Source organism: Ruegeria sp. CK1 (assembly GCF_056536545.1).
Window position 1 is genome coordinate 40,991 of the sequence record NZ_JBQFPX010000001.1, and the last position, 12,867, is coordinate 53,857.

The 12,867-nt window shown below is 58.0% G+C and carries 10 protein-coding genes; 2 read left to right on the forward strand and 8 right to left on the reverse strand.

Annotated features, from left to right (window positions below; genetic code table 11):
- The first annotated feature begins 43 nt into the window (after positions 1 to 43).
- Positions 44 to 448, forward strand: coding sequence for a hypothetical protein (locus tag ACR0L3_RS00200; RefSeq protein WP_480742720.1), 405 nt, complete (start codon positions 44 to 46; stop codon positions 446 to 448).
- A 3-nt stretch (positions 449 to 451) separates the two neighbouring features.
- Complete coding sequence (locus ACR0L3_RS00205) at positions 452 to 1,684, forward strand: HlyD family secretion protein (RefSeq protein ID WP_480742721.1); 1,233 nt, start codon at positions 452 to 454, stop codon at positions 1,682 to 1,684.
- A 21-nt stretch (positions 1,685 to 1,705) separates the two neighbouring features.
- Here the strand turns inward: ACR0L3_RS00205 and ACR0L3_RS00210 are convergent, their stop codons facing one another.
- The 8 genes from ACR0L3_RS00210 to xdhA all read right to left on the reverse strand — a co-directional run bounded on the left by ACR0L3_RS00210 (position 1,706) and on the right by xdhA (position 12,569).
- Complete coding sequence (locus ACR0L3_RS00210; protein ID WP_480742722.1) at positions 1,706 to 3,073, reverse strand: MFS transporter; 1,368 nt, start codon at positions 3,071 to 3,073, stop codon at positions 1,706 to 1,708.
- A gap of 141 nt (positions 3,074 to 3,214) precedes the next feature.
- On the reverse strand, positions 3,215 to 4,288 hold the full coding sequence (locus ACR0L3_RS00215) for a BMP family ABC transporter substrate-binding protein (RefSeq protein ID WP_480742723.1): 1,074 nt from the start codon (positions 4,286 to 4,288) through the stop codon (positions 3,215 to 3,217).
- 31 nt (positions 4,289 to 4,319) lie between these two features.
- Positions 4,320 to 5,240, reverse strand: coding sequence for an ABC transporter permease (locus tag ACR0L3_RS00220; protein WP_480742725.1), 921 nt, complete (start codon positions 5,238 to 5,240; stop codon positions 4,320 to 4,322).
- Position 5,241: 1 nt separating this feature from the next.
- The gene (locus ACR0L3_RS00225) at positions 5,242 to 6,324 is read right to left on the reverse strand and encodes an ABC transporter permease (RefSeq protein WP_480742727.1); all 1,083 of its coding nucleotides are present in this window, start codon (positions 6,322 to 6,324) and stop codon (positions 5,242 to 5,244) included.
- A gap of 35 nt (positions 6,325 to 6,359) precedes the next feature.
- Complete coding sequence (locus ACR0L3_RS00230; RefSeq protein WP_480742728.1) at positions 6,360 to 7,877, reverse strand: ABC transporter ATP-binding protein; 1,518 nt, start codon at positions 7,875 to 7,877, stop codon at positions 6,360 to 6,362.
- Positions 7,874 to 8,809 carry a xanthine dehydrogenase accessory protein XdhC gene (gene xdhC, locus ACR0L3_RS00235; protein WP_480742730.1) on the reverse strand — a complete coding sequence of 312 codons (936 nt, stop codon included), beginning with the start codon at positions 8,807 to 8,809 and terminating at the stop codon, positions 7,874 to 7,876. The genes ACR0L3_RS00230 and xdhC overlap by 4 nt, the downstream gene beginning before the upstream one ends.
- A complete protein-coding gene (gene xdhB, locus ACR0L3_RS00240; protein ID WP_480742732.1) occupies positions 8,809 to 11,211 on the reverse strand; it encodes a xanthine dehydrogenase molybdopterin binding subunit in 2,403 nt (800 codons plus the stop codon). Before xdhB ends, xdhC begins: the two co-directional genes overlap by 1 nt.
- The gene (gene xdhA / locus ACR0L3_RS00245; protein ID WP_480742733.1) at positions 11,208 to 12,569 is read right to left on the reverse strand and encodes a xanthine dehydrogenase small subunit; all 1,362 of its coding nucleotides are present in this window, start codon (positions 12,567 to 12,569) and stop codon (positions 11,208 to 11,210) included. Before xdhA ends, xdhB begins: the two co-directional genes overlap by 4 nt.
- Between the last annotated feature and the right edge of the window lie 298 nt (positions 12,570 to 12,867).

Genomic DNA, 12,867 nt, shown 5'->3' on the forward strand with positions numbered 1-12,867 from the left:
ATCAACCCATCCAAAGAGAGACAAGCATAAACAGGAGGGTAGGGTGAGTACCGCAGATTTGCACCCGATGGCCACAGGGCATATTCCGTCCTATGTGACCCAAGCGGACGGCAGTGATTTTCTTTTGACGTTCATGTTTGTTTTTACGATTCTGGTGATCATTCTGATCGGGGTGGGATATTTTACCCTGCATTCGATTCCCGAGAAAATCGCCCATGAATCCAACCACCCCCAGTTCCAATTGGTCGGTATCCTAGCCTTGTTGGCGTTGTTTACCCACAATGGACTGTTTTGGGTCGCAGCCATACTGGTGGCGGGGTTCCAATTCCCCGATGTTGCCGCGCCGTTAAGGGCCATTGCGGATGCTATCCGATCTCTGGGCGATCCGCGCCAAGAAGATCCCGCACCTGCACAACCTTCTGAACCTACCGCGCAGCAGGAGCAGTAAGATATGCTTGAGACATTGATGTGCGCGCTGGTGACGGTGCTACCCGACTATCTGTTCCGTCGCTATGTCCAAGGCAAGCGGATCGGGCATGAGATCACGCTTTTCACCATGTGGTATGAACTGCGTTGGGGTTTGACGACTTGTGCCATTCTGGCGCTGACCGTGATCACCACACTGTTCTATTTTCACCCAGCCAGTAAAACGGCGGCTTCTTATTTCCGGACCGTGACGATCTTGCCTCAGCTGGGTGGGCGCGTGTCTGAAATCTATGTTCGCAACAACGAACTGGTGACCGCCGGCCAGCCGATTTTTCGGATCGAGGACTTTAGCCAGACCGCCATGGTCGAGGCAGCTAACGCTGACATCGCGCAGGTTCAGGCTTCGCTGAAGGTGGCCGAGACTGATCTGGCCGAAGCTGAGGCCGGAATAGCCGGTGCGCGCGCCGCACTGGATCAGTCGCTGGAAGATCTGGAGCGCAACACCACCCTGCGCGACGAAGGGTCGAGTGCCGTGCGTCTGGCCGAGATTGACCGTTTGGAAAACCTGGTCGCTGAGCGTGAAGCGCAATTGCGGGCCGCCGAGTCCCAACGTGCAGCAGTTGTTCAGCAGATTGAGGAATTGATCCCAGCCCAACTGGCCAGCGCCAGTGCGCAGCTGGACGCGGCGTTGACCGAGCTGGACAAGACCGTGATCAGCGCCGGTGTGACCGGTCGGATCGAACAGTTTGGTCTGCAGGTCGGCGATTATGTCAGCCCTTTACTCCGCCCAGCGGGCATCTTGGTGCCGTCACACACTGGCCACAACCGTTTTCAGGCCGCATTCAATCAGATGTCGGCGCAGGTCATTAAACCCGGAATGATCGGGGAACTGGGCTGCATGACCAAGCCGTTCACTGTAATCCCGATGGTTGTGGTCGAAGTTCAGGACGTTATCCCGTCAGGTCAGATTCGCCCTTCGGATGAGCTGCGGGATGTTCAGGCGAACACCAATCCGGGCTCGATTCTCGTCTATATGGAGCCGCTGTACAAAAACATGGCCGATGACATTCCGCCGGGCAGCAACTGTCTGGCCAATGTCTATACTGACAACCACGAACGGCTAGAGCATGAGGACCTGGGTTTTTGGCATGCAGCAGCCTTGCATGTGATCGATACGATTGGTGTTGTCCATGCCGCCGGTCTACGCCTGCGCCTGATCCTGATGCCTGTGAATACATTGGTTCTTACTGGCCATTGAGCTTTTATTGGTCGCACCACCTTAATCTGTGGTGCAGCCTGGTAATTTCTCTTCGGTAAGCGAGGCATAGGAATAGGCCAAAACGCAAGCCGCGAAACCTGCCGTAAAACAGAAGACCCAAGTATATGAGCTGGTAAGAGTAAAAATAGAACTACCCAAGGCCATGCCGACTGTGCCGCCCAAAAGCTGAAACGTCATTGAAATCCCACTAGCCTGCCCGTGCAGGTACTGTGGCACGGCGGACATTATGGCTCGCCTTGGTGGGACGAACAGGAACGGGACGCAACACCCCCAAACAATAAACCCCGCGTAGATCAGCGCTGTCGTGTTTTGGTGCATACCCAGGGCAACCGAACAGATTGCCGCTGTGCCGATCGCTGTGCCGGTCAGTGATGGGCCGCGCGTGCCAAAGGTATCTGCGACTTTACCTGCCACCGGTGCCACAAATATCTGTGGGAATGCGATAAGTAACAACGCGGCTCCGGCGGTCAGCGGTGAAAAGCCGAGTTTCGCCTGAAAATAGGATGCTCCGAAGACGAACAATACAATCTTGCCGAACTGCGCGGTGAACAAGATCATGTTTGAGGCGGCAAAACCGGGATGGGAAAACAGGGGTATGGCAATCAAGGGCGTTGGTACGCGTCGCTCTAACCAGGCAAAAAGAACCAAAGCTATTAGACCCGCGAACAAAGCCAGCATAACCTCAGGCTGGGTCCAGCCGCGATCCGGGCCTTCCATGATCCCAAACACCAAAGCAGCCAAGCCGGGCACCAGCAAAACAAGCCCCTGCCAGTCAAACCCAAGCTCTGGCTGTCGCGGAGGGTCGCGCCAGAAAATCCAAGCAATCGCCGCAACGGCCATTACGATCGGAGGGTTGACCCAGAAAATCCAACGCCATGAAAGGTATTCCGTCAGCACACCGCCGACCAATGGGCCGAGTGACAGGAAAACTGTCCCGATCCCACCATAGAGACCAAGCGCCAGACCGCGCTCTTTTTCATCGAAGGACTGGACGAGTACGACCATGGACAAAGGGAAAATAAGAGCAGCCCCAATGCCCTGAACAGCACGGGTGACCAAAAGTGCGAACCCGCTATTGGCAAACCCTGCCGCGGCCGAGGACAATCCAAAGATTAACAGGCCTGCCCCCAGTAAGACGCGAATGCCTAGGATATCGCCCAAGCGGCCTGTAGCTCCGGCAAAGCACGCCAGCACAAGCAGGTAGATATTCACGAGCCAATGCGCATCCAACCGCGATAGGTTCAATTCATCCCTGATCGTTGGCAGCGCCACACTTACCACTGTTTCATCTAATAGAATGACGCCAAGAATTGCGCCCATCGCGCCAAGTATCCACCAGCGACTGTGGTCTTGTGTTTTAGTCTGCATGGGTTCTTCATTTTGGGGTTGGTGGGCCATCGATCCTATCAGGTCTGGTGTTGCCCGGTTCGTCAAGGTTGCGTATCTGCCGATCTTCAACAAAAAAGGGCCAGCCAAATGGCCAGCCCCTCAAAGTTTATGCAGTTTGAATTACTGCGGAATTTCGCCTTCCAATCCTTCGACATAGAAGTTCATGCCAGCCAGTGTGCCGTCGTCGGCGATCTCACCTTCAGCCAGCCAGTCGCTGCCGTCCTGCTTTTTGATCGGGCCGGTGAAGGGGTGATATTCATCTGCGGCCATTGCGGCCTTCATCGCCAGCGCTTCTTCTTTTACGTCGGCGGGCACAGCGTCAGAGATCTCGCCGATTTCAACCATACCTTCTTTGATGCCATCCCATGTGTTCACGGTTTCCCACGAACCGTCGATGACGGCTTGGGTGCGCGCAATGTAGTAAGGCGCCCAGTTGTCGATGATCGAGGATACGCGCGGCTTGGGGCCGTATTCACTCATGTCAGATGCCTGACCGAAGGTAATGACGTTGCCCGCCTCTTGCGCGGCGGCCTGCGGCGCGGTCGAGTCGGTGTGTTGCAGGATCACGTCCGCGCCCTGTTCGATCAGAACGGTGGCAGCGTCAGCTTCTTTCGCCGGGTCGAACCAGGTATAGGCCCAGACGATCTTGAACTCGACATCTGGGTTCACCTTCTTGGCGTGGATGTAGGCAGAGTTGATACCGCGGATCACTTCGGGGATCGGGTACGAGCCGATGTAGCCGATGATGTTCGACTCGGTCATTTTACCGGCGATGTGGCCCTGAACAGCGCGGCCTTCATAGAAACGGGCTGAGTAGACCGAGACGTTCGGCGCGGTCTTGTAACCGGTCGCGTGTTCGAACTTCACGTCCGGGAATTTCTTGGCTACGTTGATCGTCGGATCCATGTAACCGAACGAGGTGGTGAAGATCAGATCAGCGCCTTCCAGCGCCATCTGAGTCATCACGCGTTCCGCATCCGGACCTTCAGGAACAGATTCAACAAAGACGGTTTCGACCTTGTCGCCAAAGTGCTCTTCAACAGCCAGACGGCCCTTGTTGTGCTCATAGGTCCAACCGCCGTCGCCGACGGGGCCGACATAGACGAAACCGACTTTGGTCTTGTCTTCGGCCACGGCCCCTGTGGCCAAACCCAGCGCCATGGCAGCGCTTGCCAGAAGTGTGGTGAATTTCATGTGTTACTCCCCAAGTTAGTTTAGTTGGCCCCTAGTGCGAGGCATGGAAGGTCCGGCCCAATGAGGCAGGTGCGCTGCTCTTGTCGGCCGAAAGGATCACAAGCACAAGGATCGTGATGATGTAGGGCGACATTGCCAGATACTCGACGGGAATGGCAACGCCCGCTGCCTGCAAATTAAGCTGCAACACGGTGATGCCGCCGAACAAATAGGCACCCAGCAGGGCTCGCCATGGTTTCCAGCTGGCGAACACCACCAGAGCCAGCGCAATCCAGCCAACACCGGCAGTCATGCCTTCGGTCCACTGAGGCACACGGATCAGGCTGATGTATGCGCCGCCCATACCGGCACAGGCGCCGCCAAACAGGATCGCCATGATGCGGATTTTAATGACCTTGTAGCCCAAGGCGTGCGCCGCATCGTGGTTTTCACCTACTGCACGCAGGATCAAGCCAACGCGAGTGTATTTAAGCGTCGCCCAGACCGCCGCAGTCAGAGCGATCCCGACATAGAGGATCGGATCGTGCTGGAACAGGATCGGACCGATAACCGGAATGTCGCTGATCAGTGGGATGTGGATTTCGCCCATGTCAGGTGGCTTCACACCCACATAGCTTTGCCCCATCAATGCGCTGAATCCCAATCCAAACAGGGTCAACGCAAGCCCGCTGGCCACCTGGTTGGCCAAGGCCACTTGTGTCAGCAACACAAACAACAGAGACAGCGCAGCGCCGCCAATGGCCGCAGCGATAAAGCCCAGCCAGGGCGATCCGGTTTCGACCGAGATCGCAAAGCCGCTGATCGCACCAACGATCATCATGCCCTCGACGCCGAGGTTCAGAACGCCTGCCTTTTCGACAACAAGCTCTCCGATCGCAGCCAGAAGCAGCGGGGTTGCGGCCACCATCAGCGAGGCGACCAGAAGGACGGGGTTAATTTCACCAAGGTCCATATCACGCTACCTCGCTACGGGCCGCACGGATGCGGTAGTTTGTCAAAAGATCGAAAGCCAGCAGGAAGAACAGGAGCATCCCCTGAAACACCTGAATGGCAGCGGCGGGCAGACCCAATTGGGACTGCGCGATTTCACCGCCGATATAGGTCAGCGCCATAAGGCCACCGGCCAGCAGGATACCAACCGGATGCAGTCGCCCAAGGAAGGCCACGATGATCGCGGTGAAGCCGTAGCCCACGTTGAAGTCGATGCTGACTACACCCGAAGGCCCGGAAACCTCGAACATCCCTGCAAGACCCGCAAGGGCACCGGACAAACCCAGGCAAAACAGGATCAGACGGGCGGGGTTCACACCTGCAAATTTTGCCGCGCGGGGCGCTTCGCCGGTCAAGCGAATATGAAAACCCAGCATGTGCCGGTTCAGCAGGACATAGGCAAAAATCACGGCGATCAACGCGGCCACGACGCCCCAGTGCATCCCCGATCCGGCGATCAGTTCGGCATTATACGCGCTCTCATAGGATTGCAGGTTGCGAGAGCCGGGAAAGCCAAAGCCTTCGGGGTTCTTCAGCAGGCCCAACGACACCGAGGCCAGCATCTGCTCGGCCACATAGACCAGCATCAATGACACAAGGATTTCGTTGGTGCCAAAGCGCACCTTCAAAAACGCCGGGATCATCGCCCACAGCCAACCACCGAATGCGCCTGCGATCACCATGATCGGAAAGATGTAGAACGCGTCCAGCGGGTAGAAGGCCAGACCGGCACCTGCGCCGAATATAGCGCCCATGATGTACTGACCCTCGGCGCCGATATTCCAGATACCAGCCTTGAAGCCCAGCGACAGGCCAATGGCGATCAGCACCAATGGCGCGCCTTTCACCAGCAGTTGTGGGCGGTAATAAAAGGCAAACTCACCGAACAGAGGTTCCCAGAAGATGGTGCCAATAGCTTCGATCGGGTTCTTACCCAGAATGGCAAACAGAATGCCGCCGAAAAGCATTGTCGCCAGTACCGCGACAAGAGGGGTGGCATAGGACCACGCCTTGGACGGCTGCGGCCGTTTCTCCAACACAATCATCTGCTCATACCCCCGTTTTCGTTTCTTTTATTGTCTCAGACATGGGCCACCTCCATGCCATGCGCGCCACCCATCATGAGGCCGATCTCATCCACGGTTAGTCCGGTGGTTGGGCGCGGTGCGCTCAGGCGACCTTCGTTTAGCGCGGCAAAGCTGTCTGATATTTCCATTAACTCGTCCAAGTCCTGACTGATGCAGACGACCGCTGTTCCCTTGGCGGCCAGATCCAGAATGGCCTGACGGATTGATGCCGCCGCTGCTGCGTCCACACCCCAGGTTGGCTGGTTCACCACCAGAACGTCCGGGTTCTGCAACACTTCGCGGCCAATGACGAACTTCTGCAGGTTTCCACCCGAAAGCGAACGTGCCGCGTTATCTGGCCCCGGCGTACGCACGTCGAAGGCGCTGATGATCTTTTCGGCGAAGTTTTTGGTGTCAGCCCATTTTAGAAAGCCGTTGTTCTCAAGCCCTTCGCGCACCGACCCGGTCAACAAGGCGTTCTCTGTCAGGCTCATGTCTGGCGCAGCAGCATGGCCCAATCGCTCTTCGGGCGCGGTCAGCACGCCCAGCTTTCGGCGTGCGGTGGGGCCAAGTTTGCCGATCTGTTGTCCGTTAAACTTGATTGCATCAGCGGCTGTTAGGATTTCACCTGAAAGCACACCCAGCAATTCGTCTTGCCCATTCCCTGCCACACCGCCGATGCCCAGAACCTCGCCCTTGCGAACTGTCATATGAACATTTTTCAGGGCTGTGCCGAACTCCGAGGGCGAAGGAACTGACAAACCGCTGACATCCAGCGCAACCTCGCCAAAATCACGCCCCGAGCGTTCGGGGGTTTGCAGGGTCGAACCAACCATCATCTCGGCCATATCCCGCGCCGAGGTTTCGGACGGAACGCATTCACCCACATTTTTACCTAGTCTCAGGATAGTGGCGTGGTCGCACAGCGTCCGGATTTCTTCCAGCTTGTGCGAAATGTAGAGGATAGACGTGCCCTCGGACCGCAGTTTATTCAGCGTTTCGAACAGGATATCGACTTCTTGCGGTGTCAGAACCGACGTTGGTTCGTCCATGATCAACAGCTTGGGGTCTTGTAGCAAACAGCGGATGATTTCGACCCGCTGACGCTCACCCGCCGACAGATCTCCCACCGTGCGGAACGGGTCCAGCGGCAGGCCATAGGTCTCAGATACTTCCCGAATTCGCGAGGCGAGATCGCCCATTGGCGGCGGGTTCTCCATCCCCAAAGCGATGTTCTCGGCGACGTTCAAGGCGTCGAACAGCGAGAAGTGTTGGAACACCATTGCAATCCCGTCCGCGCGTGCAGCGCGGGGTTCGGGCGGCGCAAAGGTCTGGCCGCGAAGCAGCATTGTGCCACTGTCGGGCTTCACCAGACCGTAAATCATCTTGACCAGCGTAGACTTACCAGCGCCGTTTTCACCCAATAGGGCGTGAACCTCGCCCTCACCGATGTCGAAAGACACCTGATCATTGGCCACGACGCCGGGATAGGCTTTGGTCAGCCCTTGCAAGCTTAATAGTGGAGTGGTCACGCTCTCAGGTCCTTCTTCAACTCGTTATGCCGGGCCGGGCGCAATAGCTGCGCGGCGACGCCAATGGCGATCATCTGCGGGTGTTTGCCCAAGCCGGGATCGCCGATCGGACAGGTGATCCGGCTGATCCGTTCGGGTGAGTGCCCAAGGGCCGCCAGCCGCGACCGGAATCGCGCCCATTTCGTAGCCGAGCCGATCAGGCCGGCAAAGCGGAAATCATGCGAAAGCAGCCTGTTGCACAGCTCTAAATCCAGATTGTGTGAATAAGTGAGCACAAGGTGCTCGGCATCGCGTGGTGCGTGGCGCACCAGCTCAGCCGGTTTGGCCGTTGGAATTGTGGTGACCCGGGTGGAAACTTTTTCGGGAAACCGCTCGGGCCCGGTGTCGACCCAAGTGATCGCGAGGTCGGGCAGGGGGTACAGAGCATCCACCAGCGCGCGGCCTACATGGCCAGCGCCCCAGATCCACAGGTTGCGGGTGGGTTTGTGGACTGGTTCTACCATCCAGCCATCGATCAGTTGCGGTTCCGGTGCAATCCCTTGACCGCGCGCCGCCGCCAGCAGGCGTTTGACAGACAGGGGTATGTCGCCGCCTGAAGCAGATCGTGCGATCACGATATCGTCCAGCATGTCGACAGCTTTTTTGTCGTAGACTTCACTTAGCAGTGACACCGCACCGCCACAGCACTGGCCCATATCGGGGCCAAGCGCGTGATGTGTCAGGCGGGACGGGGCGGTTTGAGACCGCGCCGCTTCGGCTGCTTGATACTCCAGCGTGCCACCACCGATGGTTCCGCTCTGCCCGTCCTCCCAAACAAGCATTGCGGCGCCGACCTCTCGCGGGGATGACCCCTTGATCGCGGCTATGACCACTCGGGTGACTTTCCCGTGGGTTTTGACCGCCTCCCTCAAAGCCTCTCGATCAAATCCCATCAGGTTCCTCCCTTTACCCTTTGGATGCCGCGCCAAATTTCCTCGGCTGTTGCGGGTGCATCCAGTGCCGGATAGCTGTCGCCACACGCCGCAACCGCGTTTGAAAGTGCCAGCCACGCGGAGATACCCAGCATGAACGGCGGCTCACCCACCGCCTTCGAGCGATAGATCGTGTCCTCGCGGTTCTCGCCATCCCAAAGTGCTATGTTGAAGATGTCAGGCCGGTCGGAACAGGCGGGGATTTTGTAGGTCGACGGCGCATGGGTGCGCAGGTTGCCCTTACCGTCCCAGACCAGCTCTTCAGTAGTTAACCAGCCCGCGCCTTGGACATAGCCACCCTCGACCTGCCCTATATCCAGCGCAGGGTTCAGAGAGGCCCCCGCGTCGTGCAGAATATCCGTGCGCAGAATGCGGTTTTCACCGGTAAGAGTGTCGACGGCGACCTCGGTGATTGAGGCTCCGTAAGCAAAGTAAAAGAATGGACGGCCGCGCCCGGCGATCCGGTCCCATTCGATTTTGGGCGTTTTATAGAAGCCGGTTGCCGATAGGCTGATGCGGCCTTGATAGGCCAGTGCCGCAGCTTCGGCGAAGGTATAGCGTTCTTCGCCAACCGAAATATGACCGTCCGAGAAAGTAACCGTTGACGGATCGGCCTGGTGACGCTCGGCCAGATAGTCGGCCATTCGGTCACGGATCGTGTCGCAAGCAGCTTTCACGGCCATGCCATTCAGGTCACTGCCCGAAGACGCCGCCGTCGCCGAGGTGTTCGGCACTTTGGCTGTGTCAGTGGCGGTGATCTTGACCATCTCGAGCGGGATGCCAAACCGCGACGCCGCGACCTGAGCCACCTTCTGGAACAGGCCCTGCCCCATCTCGGTGCCGCCGTGGTTCAGGTGAACAGAGCCGTCCTGATAAACATGCACCAGCGCGCCAGCCTGATTGAGGTGGGTCAGCGTAAAGGAAATCCCGAACTTGACTGGTGAAAAGGCGATGCCTTTCTTGATCACACTGTTTTCGGCGTTCCATTTCTGGATGGCAGCCTTGCGCGCGGCAAAATCACTGGTTTCCAGCAATTTGGCAGTCATGCCATGCAGTTCAAAGTCACTGACTTCCATGCCATAAGGCGTCGTGTTGCCGCCTGCGGGCAGGGGACGCACCGGTGCGTTGCCCATTTCGACGGCACCTCGGCTGGTCAGGTCTTCATGTGGGTCAGGGTGGCCCAGTGGTTTCTCAGCGGGTGCAGCCTCGGCAACTTTGTGTGCCGGTTCATAATAGTTGCGACGGCGCAGTTCGACCGGGTCAATGCCCAGTTCATGGGCTGCGTGGTCCATGACCCGCTCGATCCCGACCATGCCCTGAGGGCCGCCAAACCCGCGATAGGCGGTGGCGGATTGAGTGTTTGTCTTGAGCCGATGGCTTTCGATCCGCGCATTGGGCAACAGATAGGCGTTGTCCGAATGCAGCATTGCGCGGTCCGCGACGGGCAAGGACAAATCCTGAGCCCAGCCACAGATCGCGTAGTGGTGGAAGGACACGCCCTGAATGTGCCCGTTCTCATCAAACCCGGCCTTGTACGAGATGCGGAACGCGTGGCGCTTGCCGGTGATGATCATGTCATCATCGCGGTCATAGCGCATCTTGCAGGCCTTGCCGGTCGCGCGCGCGGCCACGGCGCAGGCAACAGCCAGAGCGTTGCCTTGGCTTTCCTTGCCGCCAAAACCTCCACCCATGCGGCGGGTTTCGACCCGGACTGCGTGCATGGGAACGCCTAATGCATCGGCGACTTTGTGCTGGATCTCGGTCGGGTGCTGGGTCGAGCTGTGCACCAGCATATCCGCACCTTCATTCGGCACAGCCAGTGCGGCTTGACCTTCAAGGTAAAAATGCTCCTGCCCACCCAGCTCAAAGGACCCTTCGATCACATGGGGTGAAGTTGCAATTGCGGCGTCCGCGTCACCCTTGGCGTAGATGCGCGGGCCGTCCTCGAACCGGCTGTCAGCGGCCAGAGCGTCTTCGACCGTCAGGATTGGCGTTTCCTCGGCATAGTCGATCTTACCCAACCGGGCCGCCTTGCGTGCAGCCAAGTGGCTGGTGGCAACGACCAGAAACACAGGCTGGCCGATACAGTGAACCGCGCCGTCCGACAGCAGCGGCTCATCATGGATCGAGGGTGAGACATCGTTGGCAAAGGGCAAATCCTCGGCCGTCATCACCATCACGACGCCCTCAGCGGCTTTCACGGCTGACAAATCCATCGAGGTGATCGTGCCCTTGGCAACCGGGCTCAGCCCAAAGGCCAGATGCAAGCTGCCCTTTGGCGTCGGGATGTCATCCACATACCGAGCCGAGCCGGAAACGTGCAGGGGTGCCGCGTCGTGGGGGAGGGGTTTGGTCACGCTCATGCTGACACCTCCAGCACGTTGGTTACTTGGCCCTGATCTTCGAGGAAGTACCGTTCAAGCATCGCCTTGGCGGTTTCCAACCGATAAGTGGCCGAGGCGCGCATGTCCGTGAGTGGTGAATAATCGTCGGCAAAGGCAGGAAGCGCAGCGTCAATCGTCTCGCGCGTCCAAGGTTTGCCGATGAGTGCGGCCTCGACATGGGTTGCCCGTTTAGGGATGCCCGCCATGCCGCCGAACGCGATGCGCACTTGCGTGACACTGCCGCCTGAAACGGTGATATTGAAACACCCGCACACGGCCGAGATGTCCTGATCGAACCGTTTGCTGAGTTTGTAGACTTTCAGGCGGTCTGCCTGACGCGGGAAGCTGACGGCCTCGACAAACTCACCGGGTGTACGGTCTTGCTTGCCGTAGTCGATGAAGAAATCTTCCAAAGGCATGGAACGCCGCGTGTTGCCTTTGCGCAGATGAAGGGTTGCGCCAAGGGCAATGAGGGCAGGCGGGTTGTCTCCTATGGGTGAGCCATTGGCGATGTTGCCGCCGACCGTGGCCGCGTGGCGAACTTGAACACTCGCATAGCGTCTGATCATTTCAGCGTATGAGGGGTGCAGCTCCGTCAGCGCCTCTCCCAATTGGTTCATGTCGACCATTGCGCCAAAGCGGACTTCTTCACCGGTGATGGTGATGTCTTTCAGGTCGTCACAACGGTTGAGGAAGATCACCGGGTCTAGGTTTCGCAATTGCTTGGTGACCCACAGGCCTACATCGGTTGCTCCGGCAACCAGTGTGGCATCGGGGTTCTCGGTGTAGACAGCCGCCAATTCATCGGACGATCCAGGCAGCATGGGCGACGCGGCAGGGCGCGCAACGGGTTTGTCTTTGACCCAGACTGGTACAGGCTGCTCCTCAGCAGCTTTCGCTGCCCGAATAATAGGTGCATAGCCGGTGCAGCGGCACAGGTTACCGGCAAGCTGAGAATCGTGATCCGTCGCGCCATTGGCGTGACCGGCAACCATCGACATGACAAATCCGGGGGTGCAGAATCCGCATTGCGAGCCATGCAGATCTACCATCGCTTGTTGAACCGGGTGCGCTTCACCATTCGGGCCGCTTGCGCCTTCGACGGTGCGCACGGCTTTGCCGTGTAGCTGTGGCAAAAATAGGATGCAGGAGTTCAGCGCCTTTGCACCACCTTCATCTGTCACCATGACCGTGCAGGCCCCGCAATCGCCCTCGTTGCAGCCTTCCTTGGTGCCGGTCAGGCCGCGATCCTCGCGCAGCCAGTCCAGCAGGGTCGCAGTCGGATCGACATCCGCCAACTCCACTGTCTCTCCGTTCAGAAGAAACGTGATATTCATTCGAGAAACCCGTCGCCTTACCCGGTTGCGCCCTGTGGTGCCCCCCTTCGATGCGACGTAGAAAGAGTGCGGGCGGATAGCTTGCCGTCAGATGTTAGAAACACGGTGGCTTCTCTGGCAAGAAAAACTGCCTATATTGTACACCATTGCCCGTGAACTGCGTGAATGTTCAATGGGCTGGAAGCAAATAAGCACTTGAAAGTAAATAATTTTCCTTCTGCTCGACATAACCGCCCCCGAAGCACCTTCTGAAAAATCCGAATAATCCGCGCTGATTTTTTAGGCATGCTATAGCGTC